We start from the raw sequence: 19,621 nt of genomic DNA on the forward strand, positions 1-19,621 counted from the left end.
TGCGTCGTCTTTTAACCAACAGGCGAATAAGATTCAGTTGGCATATTACCGGTTCAGCTCCCGCCTATTAGTAGAAAGGGGATGCGACGGACTAATCAGTGATGAGTTTTTGCCTTGGTAGAATTCCAAAGCGGTTGGGAGTTTTTTTAGCTGGCTTTAACTGGAAAACAGGGTCCGACCCTTATTATTTTTAAAAAAAAAATTTAATTTTGGGACAGAAATTGCAATGGGGAGGGATCAATGGGGGAGGGAAAGACCACGGGTTGTTGAACATGATCTCAGGATGAAACGGGAGCAGAGTGAGCTACCACGTCTTTTCCGGGAACGTAGAAGGTAGGCGATGTAAATGGCGATGCAAAGGGAAAGGAACAGAGACAAGCAGAACGGGAGTACCGGGGGACAGTTCAGGAAGCAGAAGCAGGATAAATCGCTATTTCCATGTCTCTTATAGTCGAGACTAAGCCCGGACTCATCCGGGCGTCAGTGCTCTTCCTTCAGTTCTTCGCCCTCACGGGGGGCGAATGGTAATCCCTTACCTTACCTGCTTCGAGGAAAGGACCAGAGGGAAAGGGGCCAGAGGCTAAGAAGCAGCCCTTGCAGGCGGCTGATCCGCGGCGACGTAATTCGCACCTTCGTCCCCATCCAGATCAATCGCTCCCTCCTTGAACACGCGACTGGCGCGAATATCCTCTTGCTCGATAGTCATCAGGTCGATCTTCGACAGGTTTTTCTTCGCTCCTTCAAATAACCGATTGGCTTGACGCAATCGCGATCGATCAAGGGCATTGCGAATAGAGCGCGCGTTGGCGAAATGCTCCAGCTTCATGCGTAGCCGGATATACTCGCCGAAGGCTTTTTCCCCCTCCGGGCTGAAGCGGTAATTCTGTCCCGCCAGCATGAGCTTTGCGATTGCAAGCAACTCATCAGCGCTATAGTCGGGGAAATCAATATGATGAGCAATCCGTGAACGCATGCCGGGATTGCTGTGGAAGAACTTGTCCATCCGGTCTTTGTAACCGGCCAGAATTACCACCAGGTCTTCCCGATTATTCTCCATTGCCTGCAAAAGGATTTCTATCGATTCCGCGCCGTAATCGCGTTCATTCTCGGGCTTGTAAAGATAATAAGCCTCGTCGATAAAAAGGACCCCGCCCATCGCTTTCTTCAATACTTCCTTGGTTTTGGGGGCGGTGTGGCCAATATACTGGCCAACGAGATCATCGCGTGTAACAGAGACAAGATGTCCTTCGCGAACATAACCGAGTCGGTGCAATATTTCCGACATGCGAAGCGCTACCGTTGTTTTACCGGTACCGGGGTTGCCGGTAAAAGACATATGCAGGCTGGGCGCGCCGGCTGTCATATTCAGTTTCTTGCGCACGCGATCAACGAGCAATAGCGCGGCAGTCTCGCGAATGCGGGTTTTGACCGGTTTCAAGCCGATCAATTCGCGATCGAGCTTATCCAGCACTTCCTTGATATTGGAAGCACGAAATTCGGCGTCCAGATCAACTGTATTATCGGAGGGGATAAGGTCTTCAGAGTCTGTTGTCATGTTTGATCCCCAACAAGTAACTAAGGGTATGTAATGCTTCGGTCTGTATTTTTTTAACTTACTTAATACAAAGGAGCTTATATAAAAGGGGGTCTGTAGCGCATTCGGCTTTTTTCAGGAAGCCGGTGGCAAGGGTGTTCAAATCGTTACCTGCGCTCCAGACCAACGCCCTTCCCCCAAAAAAGGGAAGGGCGCTTCCTTCGTTAGTACCGTTCGGCTTCGGGTTTATCCGTTGCGTAGGAATGAATCGTGTAACGAATGGCACGGCCATCCACTTCCTGGCGCACCACCCTAAAGCCCGGTTCGTTCTTCGGACGATTGACGATATAAGACATGGTGGGGCTTTCAACTCCCCGTGTCGAGTCAAACGCGGTTACCCGGATATAATGATTCGGGTACGTTTTGCGGCAATCGTTGATCTCAGCCAGGATACCGGCAGGATCCTTCAAATCGAACATCGGGTTGCCGAACATTTCCCAATAAGTGTTGCGGGGATGGGGATCGTCAGTGTACTCGATACCGACTGCCCAATTGTTTTTCAGCGCGTATTTGATTTGCGCGGAGATTTGAACGTCTGTCAACGGGGGCAGGAATGAGAACTGCCCCTGCGTGACACGGTTTTGAAAATTGGTCATCATGATTCTGTTTCTCCTAGGTACGATTAAACGCTCGCTGTCGTGGATGGCACGAAGTCGGCTGTATCGGTGGACTCGTAATTGAAGGTGATATCCTTCCAGGTATCCAGCGCCTGTTTGAGCGGCGTGCACCACTTGGCCGCTGCCTCAAGAATCTGGGGACCTTCTTTCACGTAGTCGCGGCCTTCGTTTCGTGCCATAACCATTGCTTCCAGCGCAACACGGTTGGCAACCGCGCCGGCCTGGATCCCCATCGGATGACCAATGGTTCCGCCGCCAAACTGCAGTATCACGTCTTCGCCGAGGTAATCCAGCAGCTGGTGCATCTGTCCAGCATGAATGCCGCCCGAAGCAACCGGCATGACCTTGTTCAGGGAAGCCCAGTCCTGTTCGAAGAACAGCCCAGTTTCAAGGCTCACGGGGGTATGCGGCTCGCGAAGGGTGTCGTAGAAGCCCTTGATCATCAGCGGGTCGCCCTCGAGCTTGCCAACCACCGTGCCGGCGTGAATGTGATCGACGCCTGCCATCCGCATCCACTTGCAAATGACGCGGAAATTCATCCCGTGATTTTTCTGGCGCGAGTAGGTTGAGTTCCCAGCGCGGTGCAAATGAAGAATCATGTCATGCTTGCGCGCCCATTTAGCCATGGACTGGATCGCGGTATAGCCAATCACCAGGTCAATCATGATGATGACTGAGCCAAGGGACTTGGCAAATTCAGCCCGCTCGTACATCTCTTCCATTGTACCGGCGGTGACGTTCAGGTAATGGCCCTTGACTTCGCCGGTCGCGGCGGAAGCCTTGTTGACCGCTTCCATACAGTAAAGGAAACGGTCACGCCAGTGCATGAAGGGTTGGGAATTGATATTCTCGTCATCTTTCATGAAGTCCAGACCGCCCTTCAGGCCTTCGTACACAACGCGTCCGTAATTGCGGCCGGAGAGGCCCAGCTTCGGTTTGGTCGTTGCGCCCAGCAGAGGCCTGCCGAACTTGTCGAGACGTTCGCGCTCCACCACGACGCCGGTCGCGGGACCCTGGAATGTTTTCAGATAAGCGACGGGGATGCGCATATCTTCCAGACGCAGCGCTTTCACAGCCTTGAAACCGAATACATTGCCGATGATCGAAGCGGTCAGGTTGGCGATGGAACCCGGCTCGAACAGATCCAGATCATAGGCGATATAGGCAAAATACTGGGCTTCGTTCTTAGTTCCCGGACCCGTATTTGGCACTAGTTCTGAGCGATAGGCCTTGGCACGGTAGAGTTCGGCAGCAGTCAGCCGATCGGTCCATACCACGGTCCAGGTCGCGGTGGAAGATTCGCCGGCTACAGCAGCGGCGGCTTCCTCATGATCTACCCCTTCCTGGGGTGTAATACGGAACAGGGCAATAACATCGGTATCCTTCGGAACATAGTCCGAATCCCAATACCCCATTTTCTTGTACGGAATTACGCCGGACTTGTAGCGCTCTTTGCCTTTTATTTCTTGGCTCATGTGGTTCTCCTTGTGACGGTAGATAAAGGTGAAACAGGAGAGATTGTAAACCGAATTATCATAAATACAAGTCACATGTTTTGATTGTTATGATAACCTTTACCTTATGAACATTCATAATCGATCGCCTCGGAAGCCATGCTCCACGTTACGCTAAGGCAACTCAAAGTATTCGAATCGGTTGCCCGCCACTTGAGCTTCTCGCGCGCGGCGGAGGAGCTCTTTCTGACTCAACCCGCCGTTTCGATGCAAATCAAGCAACTGGAGGACAACGTCGGTTTGCCCCTGTTTGAACAGATGGGCAAGAAAATCTACCTGACGGATGCCGGAAACGAACTTTACCACTACAGCCGTGCCATCTCCCAGCAACTGGCTGACATGGAGCTCGCCCTTGACGAACTGAAGGGGCTGGAACGGGGAAAGCTCAATATCTCCGTGGTCAGCACTGCCAATTACTTTGCGCCGCATCTGCTGGCAAAGTTCTGTCAGCGCTACAGTGGCGTCACGGTAAGTCTTCACGTTTCGAACCGCGAAACCGTGCTGAAGCAACTGGCCGACAATCTGACCGATCTCGCGATCATGGGTCGCCCCCCGGGTCATCTTGACATCGCGACCCAATCGTTCATGGAGAACCCCCTCGTGGTGGTCGCGCCGCCAGGTCATCCATTATGTTGCGCTCGCGAGATTCCGGTCAAAAGACTGGAGCAGGAAACTTTTCTGGTGCGGGAACCGGGTTCCGGCACGCGCAGCGCGATGGAGCGCTTTTTTACCGCACACCATATCAGCATCAACAGAGGCATGGAAACGGACACCAACGAAGCCATCAAGCAGGCGGTACAGGCGGGGATGGGACTTGCGATTATGTCGCTGCATACCGTCGAGCTGGAGCTTGAAACAAAACGGCTCAGGGTGCTTGAGGTGCAGGATTTTCCCATCATGCGTCATTGGCATGTGGTACACCGCAAAAACAAGAGGCTTTCAAGTGCCGCGCGGGCATTCAGGGAGTTTTTGCTGACGGAGGCACGTCAGTTAATGCCGGCGATAACGTCCGCAAAAAGCTGAAAAACGCCACACGGCGAATCCTCGATCGGGGCTTGCCATTTTCTTAATCGATACCTTCGTCCCCGGAAAATTTCTTCATGTATTTTTTAATGATCACCTTGGTTGGAATTTTGCCCGCCTGGTGGAAAACCAGGTAGTTGACCAGGCCGTGCACGGCAATCGCGGTCAGCAGACCCTCGAAGATGCCAACTTTGTATACCATCAGGCTGCAGGCAATAGCCAGGATCATGGCGTATTGGCCATGGTAGGCAACGTTCCAAAGCCGGGAAATCATTTTCCAGCCGGTGAAAATCATGATGGCCGCGAGGGAAAACTTCGGCAGATACTCCAGGTACTGCGAGTTCATGACGAAGAACGCCACGACTATACCGATGACCAGGATGGAAAACTTGGTCATGGCGCCCGCCAGGGCATTGGAGGTGCTTTTCGCCAGCCCGTCCAGGTTGGTCATGCCCCCGAAGAAGCTTGAGCCGATGTTCGCAATCCAGATGGAGAACAGACTGTTGTTATTGCTGCAAGTGCGCCCCAGAGGATCGATTTTTTCGATCGCGGCATTGCTCATCACCTGTTCGATAACATTGACGGCGGTCAAAATAATGACAAACCCGATTACATAAACCCAGGTCAATCCCTCGCTGAAATGCGGCATTGGGAGAACAAACCGAAGCTCCACGTCATCCACGTGCAGCATCGACACGGGCAGAAACTGCGCCAATACGATACTCGCACCGATCAACAGGAAATAAGGCAGGGCCGGCTTTGTATCCTTGAAGATGGAGAACAGATATACAAACAATACAAGACCGGCCAGGGAGATCAGCACCATCCGGGCACGGGCCGCGTTCCAGAAAGTCTCCGGTGACTCCTGATCGGCCGGTATCTCATAGGTAAAAGCCAGGAACCGCACCGCGATGGTCATTCCTACTCCCGCCAGAAGTCCCTCAACGAGGTAGCCCGGCACCGCCCGCAAGATGTATTTCTGCCAGTTGAATTTCCATATCACCGCCTGCGAGATCCCCGTCAATAAGATGAGGAAAGGCATGTTTTCCATGCCGAACCGCTCGACACCCACCGCAAGCAAGGGGGCCAGCCCTGCCGCAATGCCGGGCACGCCGATGAAATTGCCGGGCCTGATAAACGCATTAACCCAGCCGATGAAGCATGCGAACACAACGGTCGCGAGGCCCACCTTGATAGGAAAGTCGGACATCAGCGCGATTCCCACGGACAGGGGAATCGCCATTGCGCCGGTTATGACTCCAGCCTGGACGTCACGAGCGAGGTATTTACTCTGAAAGGCCGCCGATGTTGATCGGGAGATTGCCAAGATGTGTGGTTTTCCGGTTGTACTCGCGAAAACTCAGTGGAGGTAGGGGGAGGGGTGTTTCACGCGGATAGCCGACATAACACGTTCTCCTGGTTAGCACATTGCGCAGCAGCTCATGACCGAGCCTTAACGGTAATGTTTACCCTCTGGTTTAAGATGGACCGAAGACTCAGGGAGCAAGTTTCGTATTGATCGGTGATCGAGCGTCTGCCCAACTCGCCATCTCGTACTCCGCTACGCGGTGATTCAAGCTTTATCACACCTCGTCTTTGCGAATGCTTACAAATCGACGAGCGCAGGGGTCGTGTCGCGCTTTTGGTTTTAACGACGCCCATCATACCAGATCGGTAGCTGCTTCTTGTCGCGCAATGACCAGCGCGGGTTCAGAAGTACCCGAGAAAACTGGCCAAAAAGCTCACCGGCGGAGTAGAGCACTACCTTGCGAGGCGATGTTTCCAGCGGAAACCTTGTAAGGATGACGAACTCAAGGCCGCGTTGCCGCCCCCACTGTCTCAGTTTTCGGCTCAGTGTAATTTCGTCAGCAACGTAGAGTTCCTGGTTGAAGCCGCCGATCTCACGAAAGGCATCACTGCGGCACACGACCAGGGCCCCCGCGGCCCAATGAAATACAACGGACGTCACGGTCCATAATTTTAGCGTCAAGTCCGCCCACCACGGCAATCCTTCCATACGCAGGTACTGCCGCATCCCACGCTGTTGCCGTCTTCAATCAGGCGCAAAATCTCGGAAAGCAAACCGGGACTTAGAATACTGTCCGCATCGATAAACATCAGCCATTCGCCTTGTGCCTCAGCCGCGCCGGCGTTTCGCGCCCGCCCGATCTGGTTGATGGGCTCGAATACGACCCGCGCGCCTGCCGCCCTGGCCAGATGGGCGGTGCCGTCCGTGGAATTATTGTCTACTACAATGATTTCGGAAGTAAAACCGGGGTTGTGATTTGCATCCAGTGATATATAAATAGATTCCAGGCAGCGTACTATCATACGTTCTTCGTTGAAGGCCGGGATAATAATCGAGAGATGCATAAAAGAACGGCTTCCGCGCGGAATCGGAAACCGCCATTATCGCCAAAATGGATAGCTCAGGCAAAAGACAAACCGATACCTGGAGCGGAAATTACGGCAGCAGGCACTGTAATGTATAGTGGGCAACCGAGCGGAGCATTGCCGCTTGAGGAGGAAATATGGGTGAATTTGCGATACTGCAATGGCTGATAGCGTCAACCATCTTTTTCGTCGTGCCATTTTGGAGGATCTGCAAGCGGGCCGGTTTCAAGCCCGGCCTCTCGTTGCTCTCCCTGATTCCGGGAGGCATCCTGGTTCTCCTATGGATTATTGCCTTTGCAAAATGGCCATCCTCGCCCGGGGAGAAAAAGGCTATTGGCAATTGAGGAAAAGCTGTTCAGCCACACGTGCAGCCGGCGCGATTTCGAGCCTGGAATAGGAAGCATGGTTGCGCCGCGTTTTCTCCAATCCTAAATTAACATCTCTTTTACTGAGCCAAAAAAATCAAGTGCTGGATTCATTCGTCTACTTCGAAAGACCGTAGCCAGGCACATGCCGGATCCGTTATATGGCATTTGCCGCTTTGATAAGTTTAGGGGAGGGTGATGAATCCCTGAAGGAGAGAGGCATCCTCTCGTTGCAAGTAAGCGCGATGCAGAAGCGTGAGGGCGCCTCGCAAGGCGAGAGCACACAACGCAAACGGACGTGCAGACGGAAAAACGGCCGCGATATGCCAGCGTGCACATGGGCCCGAGAGTGCACGCTGACCTGGGTTTATTTTATTTCTGACTTGCTTTTGTTTTAAAGAACTACGTCTATCGAGGGCCCCGATAGATCGAGGGGAGGACTGCCATTCAACTGAATCTGAAGATCGCCCCCGGGACCGGATATATTTGCGGTCAGTACTCCCCCTGAGTAGGACAGCTGGCCGAGCGTAAACGCCTGGTTGCCCGCCATGCTGGCGTTGGCGTCAACGCCTGAAAGGTCGATCATGTCGCCTACGTTGTTCCCACTGCCATCGAAGTCGACAATAATGTCGCGGCTGGAATTATTAGGGCTCTCGTTTTGGGAATCGTAGTCAAATTTATCCCAGCCCGGTCCACCTACCAGTATGTCCTTGCCGCCGCCGCCCTTAAAGTAGTCATCCCCCGCATCGCCAATCAAAACGTCATCGCCCGAATTACCGTTAAAATTATCGTTGCCACCCTCGCCTTCGAGGATATCGTTCCCGTTCCCGCCGTCGAGCGTGTCGTTCCCGGCGCCGCCAAACAGAACGTCGTCATCATTCTCGCCGTAAAGCCTGTCATTGCCGTTCCCGCCATTAAGGTTGTCGTAACCGATCCCCCCATATAGATCGTCGTTGCCGGTGTCGCCGTTCAGGTTGTCATCGCCAGCGTTCCCGTACAGGTGATCGTTACCCACATCTCCCTTAAGCGTGTCCTTACCGGCGTCCCCGTATAACTTGTCGTCGCCATTTCCGCCACTGATAAAATCATTGCCGCCGTTTCCCCGCAGGGTGTCGTTGCCGCCAAAGCCGAAGATTACATCTTTGGAGCCCGTGCCGGGATAAGTGTTGTTGCTTCCATTTCCGAAATAATTTGCCATGGTTGTCTTCCTCTCTTCAGATTAAAGATTACATTACTTTTGTGTTTGCTCCCTCTCGTGACTTCCCTCTTGTGAAACTAGGGGTATGCAGGAATTATGCCTAGAAACAATATTCTGAAGAACAAACCGTTGATTGATGACAATGAGGCCGTTTTTAACGCAATCCATGTCGTCTTAGTACGACAGGATCAGATTCAGGCCGCGCCTTTGGTCATTGATTTCGACAACCTTTGCTTGTCTCCCAAGGGAGACCGACTTCTACTGCTTAACGCCAGTATGGTCTTTCCGCAATGAAAGCCAAGCCTTAGTTTTGTCGTCAAATCGCGACGATTTTGACGAGCCTGAGATAGGCTTCCTTCAATTTTTTCCTGTTCCCGCTCAGGATCATGCATGACGGGAACAGGCGGAGATGGGACTGATTAGCGGAGAGCAGCAACTCCGCTGTAGGATGTTGCTCATTGTAGAGGTCGCATATCGTTAGCCGCTATGTCGTTAGCGTCCGCAAGGATTTCTCGATTCTTCAATCAATTTTGAAAGGATATGGTATAGCTCTGCTCAAGATGGCCACGCCAGCGGCCGCCGGATCAGGTTGCGCAAAGGTATATAACCGGGGATGTGAGCCGGAAGGTTGCGGGCCCGGCTTGAAGCGGATGAAGAGGGAAGAGAAGGGCGTATGGGAATCTGTAAAAGCGTTTGCTCGGCAATAGGTTGTGCACGTCGAAACGCCGTTAGAAGCTACAGTTAGAAGCGGCAGGTTATGCGCCCAAAGCAGTCTCCTTCGTCCGGGCAACCCTCGTCATAAGGAAAGTGGAATGGCGGCAACTCGTAAATAAACCTGATGAATACAGCAAAAAAACTTTTCCTGGCAAGAAAATGAATGGAGGTCAGACCACATACTCGTGCTCTGCAATTAGAGCACCATTTGCGTCTGACCCCCACTTTTTTCCCCTTCTATTGTCAGAATCGTGCGTGGATCACCAAAAAACCCTTATCACGTAAGAATTATATCGTCTGCAAGATTAACGGCAGGAGCGCCCGTCAAGCTGATTTGCAAATCGACAGCACCAGGATCACCGATCACGTTGACATTCAAATTCCCATTGCCGGTGTTATACGTCACTTGACCGGCGGTAAGCGCTTGATGTCCGCCCGCATTCAAATTGCCGTCGATGGCAGAAAGATTAATCTCATCCCCCGCGCCACCCCCATTGCCGTCAAAGTCGGTGATAACGTCGCGCATCCCAGCGCCCTGCGGGCTGTCAGTCGTCAGGGCGTAAACGAACCAGTCAAACCCGGCGCCTCCGGTGAGATCGTCCTGGCCGGCGCCCCCGATCAGAATATCACGGCCTGCTCCGCCGCTAAGCGTGTCATCTCCGTCATCGCCGAGCAATACGTCATTACCTGCGTTTCCGGAAAGATTATCGTTACCATCGCCACCCTGGAGAAAATCGCGCCCGTTGCCTCCGGCGATTGTGTCTCCTCCATTCCCGCCGAACAACGCGTCGTCTCCATTGCCGCCGCTAAGATTGTCGTTGCCATTTCCTCCATTCAGGTTGTCGTTGCCATCCCCCCCGGTCTGGGTGTCGTTGCCATCGCCGCCATAGAGGTAGTCGTCGCCATTGTCGCCGTCCAGGTCGTCGTTACCATCTGCACCATACAGATTGTCGTTCCCATTTCCCCCGGTCAGGTCGTCGTTCCCATTGCCCCCGTTCAGGTAATCGTTGCCATCGTTGCCAACCAGGTCATCGCCACCATCTCCTCCCACCAGGTTGTCGTTGCCAGCCCCCCCGTTCAGATCGTCGTTCCCATTGCCGCCGTCCAGGTCGTCGTTGCCATTCCCGCCATTAAGGGTGTCGGTACCATTTTCACCTTTAAGGACGTCGTCACCATTCCCACCATTTAGAAGATCGTTACCGTTTCCCCCGACGATAAAGTCTTCTCCACCCGCTCCCGACAGGGTATCGTTACCGCCTTGTCCAAAAATATTGTCGTCGTTGCCATTGCCGGTAAAGCTGTCGTTAAAAGCAGTTCCAAAAAAATTTGCCATGATTGATTTCCTCGAAGTTAAAAATAAAATTTTAATTTTCCAGCTCGTCTCCCTCTCGTTCCTCCCTCTTGCGGAAGTAGGGAACGCATGATCTATGCCTGGATAAAATTTGCTATAGAAACAGCCACTTGATTGATGACAATGAGGCTGCTTTTAAAGCAACAGGTGTCATCTTGCTACGACAGGAAGAGATTCAGGCAGGCCCTTTTAGCCTTAATATTCCGGGCCCTACGGTGACGTATGTCAACGACAGGTTTGCGCGGTTATTTGCCGCAGCACACCTTTCTCTCTTGATCACAAACACTTAGCGGTGTCGTCGAACAGAGACAAACTGGACGAGTCTGAGATATTTCTTTACGCGGTACCGTTGGGTCGCAATGCGGCGAGAACAGATAAGAAACAATGACGAGCTGGCGTCGCTTTATGAAACTGGCTTAATCGCGATAAGGGAGACAGAACTCTATACGGATGGCTCCGAGGCACGGGATTCGGGGAGGAGATGGAGGAGCTTGAAATCGAAGCAGCGAATCCGGAATCCATTCTTCCAATCAGGATCCATTTGAAGATTTTCGATCGCTTATTTAACATAATATACATTATGCGCAAATCCCGGGAGTGAATTAAGCCGACGAACCAATTAATTCATCTTATGTGCGATGGGCAACAGAGCATTCGAAGCGCATCGGCCAGAATAATGCAGGCACCTACTTTTTTCTCCCTCTTGTAGTAGGTGCCACTGACCCGGCATAGGCCAACTACTCCTTGCCGGGTCTTTTTCATTTCCGTGCACGCCGTGCCAAGGCACATATCGTTCGGATGCCTGCCTGTCTATTCGAATGGTTAGCCGGCTGGCAACAACCAGGCAATATGGAAATCGAACCCGGCGCATGCGTATTTTCAACGCAGGCTATTTTTTTTCTGAAAACACCGTTCTATAATTCCAGAACCCGCCCTCAATGGAAGGAAAAGACATGAGAGTTATAGTCCTGACCGTTTTCATGGCCTTGATTACCAGCTCCGCCCATGCCGTCGATCCTCCTCCCCTCTATCAGCAAGGCGATCCTGAAAACCGCTTCCGCGAGGCACAACTACATGTCAAGGAGTTGATGAAAGCGGGAAAATACAAGGAAGCATCCGCGTTCATGTCCGTGTATCAAAAACTGGCTTGTGAAGCCGGGGAGCAGAAAGCGGGCCGCAGCACAGCGGAAGGCGCAGCCTATTGCGCAAACAAGCACAACCAGGCCGGAATGAGCGGCAATGTGCTTCAAAGACAACAGGAACGGCTCACTGCCGAATCGATATCCTCCAACACCCTGGCTCCCGGCATCACGATGATGCAACGCCAGATCCCGGGCTCCCCGACCCTGCTGGATGGCTCGGCGCCGTCCCTTCTTATGTTCGATCCGCGAACAGACCCCGGCGGTTCCGGTTCCAGTTCCAGTTCCCGAAGTGAGCGCCGCACCGCTGACCCCTGGACGGGCGCGCCTTGAAAGATGGCGGCGTCCGGCTGAAAACTATAGCAGTAACCCTATTCGATTTTCTTGCGGTGCTTGCACGCTTGGTTCTCCCGCTCGTATCGACGGCCATCTGGAGACCTGATGCCTGACCCCCGGGCAGGCGTATACCCATTGGCATTGTTGGAGTTGCGGGATTAGCGGTGTATTATGCCGGCTCTGAAAAATATTCAACCGAACGGAGGCTGGATTTGAAAACAACTCAATTGGCAGTGGCTTTTTTCATAGGGCTCGCGTCCCTGAGCCCCCTTCATGCGCTGGCGGAGAAAGCCGCAGCTAACAGTGCAAATGCAGCGGCTGGCATGGCGGCGAATGAAGGCAAGGTTCTTTCCACCCTGGACGCGCCTGGATATACGTACATGGAGATTGCGAATACTGAAAAAAAGTTCTGGATTGCGGCTCCGACCACCCGCGTTAAGGTCGGCGATCGAGTGCGTTTCGAGCAGAGTCTGGTGATGAAGAATTTCAACAGTAAAACTCTCAACCGCACCTTTGATCAGATCATTTTCGTTAATTCAGCAACGGTCGTTAACTAAAGAGAATTTACCTTAACGACACATTGCAACTAGCTGAAAATTAATGTGAAGGAGCAGCTCTTCGCTTGGTGTGGGTTCTGACTGCGTCCGACTGATCTACCTCAGGTTCTGGTTCAACAAATCCAACGAAGAGCTTGTTTTTTAACTTCTTTATCTCGTCTCGATACTCCGCAGCGTGCTCGAACTCGAGGTTCTTCGCGGCGGCTAGCATTTGCTTTTCCAATTGCTTGATTTCCTTGGCGAGCTGAACTTCGCTCATGGCATCATAACGCGCTCGAACTTGCGCCGCTTTCAGTTGCTGTTGGGCGGTTTCCATGCTGTAAACGCCGTCGATCAGATCCTTGACGCGTTTATGCACGCTGCGAGGCGTAATGCCACGTTCCTGGTTGAACACCACCTGTTTGTTGCGCCGCCGTTCGGTTTCATCCATAGCCAGCCGCATTGAATTTGTGACCCGGTCGGCATAAAGCAGCGCCTTGCCGTTAATATGACGCGCGGCGCGGCCGATGGTTTGTATCAGCGAACGCTCGGAACGGAGAAAGCCTTCTTTGTCGGCATCAAGTATGGCAACCAGCGATACTTCCGGAAGGTCCAGCCCCTCGCGTAGCAGATTGATGCCCACCAGTACATCAAATTTGCCGAGCCGAAGGTCCCGGACGATTTCCACACGTTCCACTGTATCGATGTCGGAGTGGAGGTAGCGCACCTTGATCCCATGGTCGGAAAAGTAGTCCGTCAGGTCCTCGGCCATACGTTTGGTCAAGGTCGTAACCAGTACCCGCTCGTCCTGCGCAGTGCGCAGATGGACTTCCGACATGAGGTCGTCCACCTGTGTGCTGGCGGGGCGAATTTCGATCTGCGGGTCCACCAACCCGGTCGGACGAACCACCTGCTCCACCACCTGGCCGCTATGCACACGTTCAAACTCTGCGGGCGTCGCGGAAACGAACACCGTTTGCGGCATAATTTGCCGGAATTCATCGAACCGCAGCGGCCGGTTATCAAGCGCCGAAGGCAAACGGAAGCCGTAGTCCACCAGGTTCTCCTTGCGCGAGCGGTCACCCTTATACATCCCGCCAATTTGCGGAATGGTGACGTGGCTTTCGTCGATGACCATCAGCGTGCCCGGCGGGAGATAGTCCATCAAAGTGGGTGGCGGCTGGCCAGGCAGCTTTCCAGACAAATGGCGGGAATAGTTCTCGATCCCCTTGCAGAAACCCAGTTCATTAAGCATCTCCAGATCGAAACGGGTGCGCTGCTCGATGCGTTGCAATTCGACCAGTTTGTTGTGCTGGTGAAAAAACTCTATGCGGTCCCTTAGCTCCGCCTTGATTGTGTCGATGGCCCGCAAAGTAGTGCTCCTCGGAGTGACATAGTGACTGGAAGGATATACCGTATAGCGCGACACCTTTCGTAGGGCCCGGCCAGTAAGTGGGTCGAACAGTGTCATGCTCTCGACTTCGTCATCGAACAGGGATACCCGCACCGCGGTTTCCGAGCTTTCGGCCGGAAAAATATCGAGCACGTCTCCCCTCACCCTGAACGTACCGCGAGCGAATTCGAAATCGTTGCGTTCATACTGCATTTCCGTCAAACGCTGTATAGCTTCGCGCTGGGTAATTTTCTCGTGTTCACGCAGATGCAGGATCATCCCGTGATAGTCCACCGGGTCACCTATCCCGTAAATACATGAAACCGTGGCAACGATAATCGCGTCATCGCGTTCCAGCAGCGACTTTGTGGCGGAAAGCCGCATTTGTTCGATGTGCTCATTGATGGCGGAGTCTTTTTCGATGAAGAGGTCGCGCGAGGGAACGTATGCCTCGGGTTGATAATAGTCGTAATACGATACGAAATACTCGACCGCGTTTTCCGGGAAGAACTCCCGCATCTCGGCATAAAGCTGCGCGGCAAGGGTTTTGTTCGGAGCCATGATAATCGCCGGGCGACCCAGTCGTGCAATCACATGGGCCATGGTGAAGGTCTTGCCTGAACCGGTCACTCCCAGCAAGGTCTGGAACGCCAGTCCGTCCCCTACCCCCTCCACCAGCTTTTCAATCGCTTCTGGTTGATCGCCGGCCGGCTCGAACACTTGGTGCAGTTTGTAAGGACTATTGGGGAAGGTAACGATCACGGGTATAATTCGCGGGCTCTATTTTTCAAAAATTTTTTCGTTTCAAATTTTATCACGCGGGCTTAGCTCGCATGGGTGCAAGGATCCTATCGTGAATCTCTCAAAACGCGTTCAGTCCATCAAACCTTCTCCTACGCTCGCCGTCACTGCGCGCGCAGCCCGGCTCAAGGCGGAAGGCAAGGATATTATCGGGCTTGGCGCAGGCGAACCGGATTTCGACACCCCTCAGCACATCAAAGATGCGGCCATATCCGCCATTAACAAGGGTTTCACCAAATATACCGCAGTGGGTGGGACCCCCGGTCTGAAAAATGCCGTTATTGCCAAATTCAAGCGTGAGAATGGCTTTGACTACACTCCCCGGCAAATTCTGGTTTCGTCCGGCGGCAAGCAGAGTTTTTTTAATCTCGCGCTATCCGTCATCAACCCGGGCGACGAGGTCATCATCCCCGCGCCCTACTGGGTCTCATACCCCGACATTGTCCTGATTGCCGAAGGCAAGCCAGTCATCATTGACGCCGGTATCGAGCAGGGGTTCAAAATAAACGCGGCGCAACTGGAAAAAGCCATCACCCCCAGGACCAGGATGTTCGTCATCAACAGCCCCAGCAATCCTTCCGGCAGCGTTTATTCGTTAGACGAGCTTAAAGCGCTGGGTGAGGTGTTGGGTAAATATCCCCATATCCTGATCGCTACCGATGACATGTACGAGCATATTCTTCTTTCGGGAGGAAAATTCGTAAATATCCTTAACGCCTGTCCCGACCTATACGACCGGACCATGGTGCTGAACGGCGTGTCCAAGGCTTACGCGATGACGGGCTGGCGCATTGGCTATTGCGGTGGCCCGCCGCATATCATTACTGCTATGGAGAACATCCAGTCGCAGAGCACTTCCAACCCCGCTTCCATCTCGCAGGCGGCCGCCGAAGCTGCCCTTACGGGCGATCAGTCCTGTATCACCCCCATGGTGGCCGCATTCAGGGAACGCAACCGGTTCGTGACGGATGCGCTTAATGCGATACCCGGCATTAAGTGCCTGCTATCGGAAGGCGCATTCTACGCGTTTGCCGATGTCCGGGAAGCGATCGGAAATTTGAGGTCCAGGGGCGTCATCAACGAGAGCAGCGACATCGCGTTAAGCGAATATCTGCTGGAACACGGCGGCGTCGCTGTTGTGCCGGGCTCGGCGTTCGGCAGCGAAGGGTACATCCGTCTTTCCTTCGCGACCGCGATGACCAATCTGGAAAATGCGCTGAGCCGTATCGCCAAGGCGCTGGCCTGAAGGGTCAATTAAAGGCGCGGTTACCTTGGCTCAGTGGGGTGCCCTTGGTGCAGCGGGGGCTGGTTCCTCCGGCAACTGGACGAGTTCGGGGTACTTCTCCAGCGCGCGCTTGCGGTCGTGCGCCAAAAGTTCTTTCGCGGCAACAGTGAAGGCCTGCTGACTATCGGTCTGCGGCTCGAGCGCCGGTTTCAGCGCTACCGGACTGACAATGGTATCTTCCGGTGGAGACGGGACATCAGCTCGTGGCCTGTCGAGGGCCTGGTCCAGCAGTGCCGAAACGCTCTGTATCCCCGATTCCCGCCGGCGCGCCACCTCTTCATTGTAATCCGGCGTGCCATCAAACTTTTCCGCCAGCAACTGCAATATGGACGTATGGTCCATCGAACCCTTGAACACCGTGCCGGGCGGTATCCACGGCGATGCGGCAAGGGCGGGAACCCTTGGGCCCGTGCTCTCGAACGGGACCTGATAAAGCGCGCCTGGCGGAAGCGGAGCCGAAATAGCGAGCGGTGAAACGTGATCGAAGAACCCGCCGTGCTCGTCATGCATAGCCAGCAACAGGGTGCGCTTCCATTTATCGCCATCCTTTGTCAGGAGCTTGTATATATCCCTCAGAAAATTCTCCCCGGGGCCCATTGCCGTCGGCGGGTGATTGTCATTAGGGGTCCAGCCGAAATGGACGGGCGAATCGCTGTACTCGGGCTCGATGAATATCACGCTGGGCATCTGGCCCGGTGATTCAGCTTCCATGTCGGCGGGAAAGTGCCGGAAACTGCGGAAATTGGGCCCGAGCACTTCTTCATGAAGCTGGTCGAAGAGCGCGAAAAAGGAAATGCCGCAGTGATAGACCCGCCAGCTAACGTTGCGGGCATTCAGCCATTCAAAGACGAAACTGCCCGGAACGATGGGAATAGGACGAGGCTTGGTATTGTCAATCGGGGCATACCCGCTGTAGGCCATGGCGCGGTTTGGCTGCGTATCGGTTGGGAGCGGCGCAAACCAATGGTCACACACGGCGTATTGCGCAGCCAGAAAACTCGACATCGGTGTTGCGGCGGCCGCGAGAAAACCCATCGAGGGAGGATCCGCCACCTTGCTGCCTGTATGACGGAAATAGGCATCCGCAAAACCACTCATCGTGTAGCGGGCACCCGCCTTGCCCAGCTGAGCCTCTACAAGAACCCTGTTATGTGGAAGATCATGCAGCAGAGACCCGTCTGTCAATTCAAACGGCTGATAGCCTTGCCCATCGAGAAAATTCGTATAGTCGAGATTGGTCTCTGGATCGATTAACCCCTCGACATCCTTTCTATTGCCGAAGCGCGCCATGCTGAGGTGCCCCAGAACGTTGTCGAAAGAACGGTTTTCGAACATCACGATGACGATCGTCTGTATCTGGTCAAGGATCGCCATGCACGCTCTCTCCGCAGCTCATGACTGTTTTTATGGTCAGCCGCCCGCTGACAGCATCAAGCGCCGTATCGCAAGTCTCGTTCTGCGCCACCGGGGTACGAATCACCCAGGCGCCAACAAGGGGCACGGTCTTGAACCGGTCTGTGGCGCCGTGTGAAGGAATTTCGACCACGATGTCGTCCTTGATGACAATCAGCGCACGGTCGTAGCGATTGGCGATAGATGCTACACGGGCCCGGGAAGACATGGCTGTTTGTTCAATGGTGAACGACGTGGTCACGAACCGGGCGTCGTCACAGCGCGCGATGCCGCCCAGCAACCGGTCGCTTTGGCGGGGGATGACGTGAACGTCCCACTCGCGTTGATCACCCTTGAGCAAACCCGGCACCGTCAGCGTAAACCGGGTGCTGCGTTCGGGAGCGAGAGCGCGCCGCCCTTCCGCCGGCCCTTCTCCTTCTCCCGCCAATGGAGGAGATGCGTTCAAGGTTACTTTATCCGAAGCCGTCCAATTGATCTCGACCGTCTCTCCGGGGCATACGGTGCTTGGGGCGACCGAGAACGACTTGATTTGGGCACAGCCCGTCATCCACGGCGTTATGCACAGCATAGCCAGGACCAGAAGCCGCTCATGTCGGGGCAACAGGGTGGACCCGTCTCGCCTGACGTCAATCATAATTTTCGCCGCTTCCTCCGCTTCAGCAAGACTATTGCAAGACCATTGAAATCAACTAAGAGCCCCCAGCCGATGCAGGCCATGGATAAGACAGAGGATGAAGTGCGCAAGGATGCGTAACCTTGAATGCACGAAGGCCCCAGACGAGAAGGAAAGAAGACGGGGGACCGGGCGCTATGCCCAGTACCCGGGCGGCACCATATAAAGTCCCGTGTCCCATTTCCATTGGCGGATGGGGTTCTCGGTCATCGCGTCCTTGTCATCTGGCTGCGCCGTCCAATGGAAATCGCACACGCTCCCCCTGTGTCCCACAAAGGTGTGAATCCCACCGTTTGCAACGCCCACAAAAAAAGGCACCCTCTCCAGCTTCTCCAACAGAGCAGCCGTCCTGTCGTCCGGCTGCACGTCGCGGTACCCGGCGATCACAGCGTCGCAGCGGACCCCTGTGGATCCCGGCACCGGCGATTTCCACACCCGGGCCCCAGCCTTCGCCATGTTGAGGGCCCCCAGTTTTTCCCGCTCCCCGGACCCGGCAAGATCATCGGCCGGACGCGGGCAATAAAACACCGCCGTCCAGCCATCCTTCTGCAACTCCTCGCACAGGACGGTTCCGCGCAGGTCCGCTTCCTTTACCCTACTATTGATTTCATTAAAGCGCGCCCCAAGGCCCGCGCCTTCATACGCCGCTTTGACATTTTCAATCACCCATCCGATACACGAGCTTTCGCGGACACGAGCGCTCCCCCCCGACGCATCCTCCAGGATAACCGACCCCGGCTCAAACGAGTCCAGTCTCCAGTTGCCCAGGCTCATGGCATCTAACTGTGTTTGCAGGGCGCGGTGATCGCCTCTTAATATGGAATCATGAAACGGGGAATGGTCGCCGTAATAAAGCCCTACCCCGGTATTTTCAATAGCGGTCTTATGTGCGTTGCTATTTTCGGTAATGCTTTTGTCGCCGTGTTCCGCGAGTTCCCTCCAGTTTACCCGCCCATCTTCAGAGGCAACGGGACTTGCGGTATTGCTGAATAGCCACTCGGCAATGGATAGTGCCGCCTGATCGGAGATGGTGTTGACGTTGCCGTCGTGGTCGTAATTGTCGATGATCTCCCATAATCTTTCCAGGTTCGGCGTGGTTCCATTGATGACTCCATTACCATCGATACTTCTCAGATCCAGGTCCGGGTAAGCGCTCCGCAACTGGTGCGTGTCGATGCTTTTTCCCGTGAGGCGCCGAATGAACGTCGAGTGGTCAAGTGCAGGCATATCCGGCTCCATGGGGACGGGGCGACGCCAAAGCGCGCGGCAGGTAGG

General features: G+C 54.1%; 17 protein-coding genes. 5 read left to right on the forward strand and 12 right to left on the reverse strand.

Annotation, left to right across the window (positions count from 1 at the left end; genetic code table 11):
* Positions 1-580: 580 nt before the first annotated feature.
* The 3 genes from cbbX to C8R31_RS06145 all read right to left on the reverse strand — a co-directional run bounded on the left by cbbX (position 581) and on the right by C8R31_RS06145 (position 3,686).
* Positions 581-1,555 carry a CbbX protein gene (gene cbbX, locus C8R31_RS06135; protein ID WP_107693163.1) on the reverse strand — a complete coding sequence of 325 codons (975 nt, stop codon included), beginning with the start codon at positions 1,553-1,555 and terminating at the stop codon, positions 581-583.
* 203 nt (positions 1,556-1,758) lie between these two features.
* Positions 1,759-2,193: a ribulose bisphosphate carboxylase small subunit gene (locus C8R31_RS06140; RefSeq protein ID WP_107693164.1), complete on the reverse strand. Its 435-nt coding sequence runs from the start codon at positions 2,191-2,193 to the stop codon at positions 1,759-1,761.
* 23 nt (positions 2,194-2,216) lie between these two features.
* On the reverse strand, positions 2,217-3,686 hold the full coding sequence (locus tag C8R31_RS06145; protein WP_107693165.1) for a ribulose-bisphosphate carboxylase large subunit: 1,470 nt from the start codon (positions 3,684-3,686) through the stop codon (positions 2,217-2,219).
* 138 nt (positions 3,687-3,824) lie between these two features.
* Between C8R31_RS06145 and C8R31_RS06150 the strand changes: the two genes are divergently transcribed.
* Positions 3,825-4,748 carry a LysR family transcriptional regulator gene (locus C8R31_RS06150; RefSeq protein WP_107693166.1) on the forward strand — a complete coding sequence of 308 codons (924 nt, stop codon included), beginning with the start codon at positions 3,825-3,827 and terminating at the stop codon, positions 4,746-4,748.
* A 43-nt stretch (positions 4,749-4,791) separates the two neighbouring features.
* Here C8R31_RS06150 and C8R31_RS06155 read toward each other — a convergent pair whose 3' ends face one another.
* The 3 genes from C8R31_RS06155 to C8R31_RS16500 all read right to left on the reverse strand — a co-directional run bounded on the left by C8R31_RS06155 (position 4,792) and on the right by C8R31_RS16500 (position 7,079).
* Entirely contained in the window at positions 4,792-6,075 is a 1,284-nt protein-coding gene (locus tag C8R31_RS06155; protein ID WP_258192583.1) for a SulP family inorganic anion transporter, read from the reverse strand.
* A gap of 321 nt (positions 6,076-6,396) precedes the next feature.
* On the reverse strand, positions 6,397-6,738 hold the full coding sequence (locus C8R31_RS16495) for a hypothetical protein (protein ID WP_258192584.1): 342 nt from the start codon (positions 6,736-6,738) through the stop codon (positions 6,397-6,399).
* Positions 6,735-7,079: a glycosyltransferase gene (locus C8R31_RS16500; RefSeq protein ID WP_258192585.1), complete on the reverse strand. Its 345-nt coding sequence runs from the start codon at positions 7,077-7,079 to the stop codon at positions 6,735-6,737. The genes C8R31_RS16495 and C8R31_RS16500 overlap by 4 nt, the downstream gene beginning before the upstream one ends.
* Before the next feature lie 200 nt (positions 7,080-7,279).
* Between C8R31_RS16500 and C8R31_RS06165 the strand changes: the two genes are divergently transcribed.
* Complete coding sequence (locus tag C8R31_RS06165; protein ID WP_258192586.1) at positions 7,280-7,486, forward strand: hypothetical protein; 207 nt, start codon at positions 7,280-7,282, stop codon at positions 7,484-7,486.
* 415 nt (positions 7,487-7,901) lie between these two features.
* Here C8R31_RS06165 and C8R31_RS06175 read toward each other — a convergent pair whose 3' ends face one another.
* Complete coding sequence (locus tag C8R31_RS06175; RefSeq protein WP_107693169.1) at positions 7,902-8,705, reverse strand: calcium-binding protein; 804 nt, start codon at positions 8,703-8,705, stop codon at positions 7,902-7,904.
* Positions 8,706-9,696: 991 nt separating this feature from the next.
* On the reverse strand, positions 9,697-10,752 hold the full coding sequence (locus C8R31_RS16645; protein WP_107693171.1) for a calcium-binding protein: 1,056 nt from the start codon (positions 10,750-10,752) through the stop codon (positions 9,697-9,699).
* Positions 10,753-11,723: 971 nt separating this feature from the next.
* On the opposite strand from C8R31_RS16645, the gene C8R31_RS06190 reads away from it, so the two are divergent.
* Together C8R31_RS06190 and C8R31_RS06195 are read left to right on the forward strand one after the other, a co-directional pair.
* The gene (locus tag C8R31_RS06190) at positions 11,724-12,242 is read left to right on the forward strand and encodes a hypothetical protein (protein ID WP_107693172.1); all 519 of its coding nucleotides are present in this window, start codon (positions 11,724-11,726) and stop codon (positions 12,240-12,242) included.
* Positions 12,243-12,457: 215 nt separating this feature from the next.
* Positions 12,458-12,802, forward strand: a complete 345-nt coding sequence (locus C8R31_RS06195) for an NrfJ-related protein (protein ID WP_258192587.1) — start codon at positions 12,458-12,460, stop codon at positions 12,800-12,802.
* 40 nt (positions 12,803-12,842) lie between these two features.
* Here C8R31_RS06195 and uvrB read toward each other — a convergent pair whose 3' ends face one another.
* A complete protein-coding gene (uvrB, locus tag C8R31_RS06200) occupies positions 12,843-14,936 on the reverse strand; it encodes an excinuclease ABC subunit UvrB (protein WP_107693174.1) in 2,094 nt (697 codons plus the stop codon).
* A gap of 91 nt (positions 14,937-15,027) precedes the next feature.
* Here uvrB and C8R31_RS06205 point away from each other — a divergent pair, with 91 nt between their 5' ends.
* Positions 15,028-16,221: a pyridoxal phosphate-dependent aminotransferase gene (locus C8R31_RS06205; protein ID WP_107693175.1), complete on the forward strand. Its 1,194-nt coding sequence runs from the start codon at positions 15,028-15,030 to the stop codon at positions 16,219-16,221.
* Positions 16,222-16,251: 30 nt separating this feature from the next.
* On the opposite strand, the gene C8R31_RS06210 is transcribed toward C8R31_RS06205, so the two are convergent.
* From C8R31_RS06210 to C8R31_RS06220, 3 genes are all read right to left on the reverse strand, one after another.
* Positions 16,252-17,634 (reverse strand): alkaline phosphatase family protein, encoded by a 1,383-nt coding sequence (locus tag C8R31_RS06210; protein WP_107693176.1) that lies wholly within the window; start codon positions 17,632-17,634, stop codon positions 16,252-16,254.
* The gene (locus C8R31_RS06215) at positions 17,621-18,307 is read right to left on the reverse strand and encodes a hypothetical protein (protein WP_107693177.1); all 687 of its coding nucleotides are present in this window, start codon (positions 18,305-18,307) and stop codon (positions 17,621-17,623) included. The genes C8R31_RS06210 and C8R31_RS06215 overlap by 14 nt, the downstream gene beginning before the upstream one ends.
* A gap of 174 nt (positions 18,308-18,481) precedes the next feature.
* A complete protein-coding gene (locus C8R31_RS06220) occupies positions 18,482-19,573 on the reverse strand; it encodes a hypothetical protein (RefSeq protein ID WP_107693178.1) in 1,092 nt (363 codons plus the stop codon).
* Positions 19,574-19,621 lie beyond the last annotated feature (48 nt).

It is taken from the genome of Nitrosospira sp. Nsp2 (assembly GCF_003050965.1).
In the GTDB taxonomy this organism is placed as follows: domain Bacteria; phylum Pseudomonadota; class Gammaproteobacteria; order Burkholderiales; family Nitrosomonadaceae; genus Nitrosospira.

Coding starts and splice junctions, on each gene's coding strand:
- C8R31_RS06215 (WP_107693177.1), bottom strand. CDS start 18,307: ATGATTGACGTCAGGCGAGACGGGTCCACCCTGTTGCCCCGACATGAG.
- C8R31_RS06220 (WP_107693178.1), bottom strand. CDS start 19,573: ATGCCTGCACTTGACCACTCGACGTTCATTCGGCGCCTCACGGGAAAA.
- C8R31_RS06210 (WP_107693176.1), bottom strand. CDS start 17,634: ATGGCGATCCTTGACCAGATACAGACGATCGTCATCGTGATGTTCGAA.
- C8R31_RS16645 (WP_107693171.1), bottom strand. CDS start 10,752: ATGGCAAATTTTTTTGGAACTGCTTTTAACGACAGCTTTACCGGCAAT.
- C8R31_RS06150 (WP_107693166.1), top strand. CDS start 3,825: ATGCTCCACGTTACGCTAAGGCAACTCAAAGTATTCGAATCGGTTGCC.
- cbbX (WP_107693163.1), bottom strand. CDS start 1,555: ATGACAACAGACTCTGAAGACCTTATCCCCTCCGATAATACAGTTGAT.
- C8R31_RS16500 (WP_258192585.1), bottom strand. CDS start 7,079: ATGATAGTACGCTGCCTGGAATCTATTTATATATCACTGGATGCAAAT.
- C8R31_RS06175 (WP_107693169.1), bottom strand. CDS start 8,705: ATGGCAAATTATTTCGGAAATGGAAGCAACAACACTTATCCCGGCACG.
- C8R31_RS06140 (WP_107693164.1), bottom strand. CDS start 2,193: ATGATGACCAATTTTCAAAACCGTGTCACGCAGGGGCAGTTCTCATTC.
- C8R31_RS06145 (WP_107693165.1), bottom strand. CDS start 3,686: ATGAGCCAAGAAATAAAAGGCAAAGAGCGCTACAAGTCCGGCGTAATT.
- C8R31_RS06165 (WP_258192586.1), top strand. CDS start 7,280: ATGGGTGAATTTGCGATACTGCAATGGCTGATAGCGTCAACCATCTTT.
- C8R31_RS06190 (WP_107693172.1), top strand. CDS start 11,724: ATGAGAGTTATAGTCCTGACCGTTTTCATGGCCTTGATTACCAGCTCC.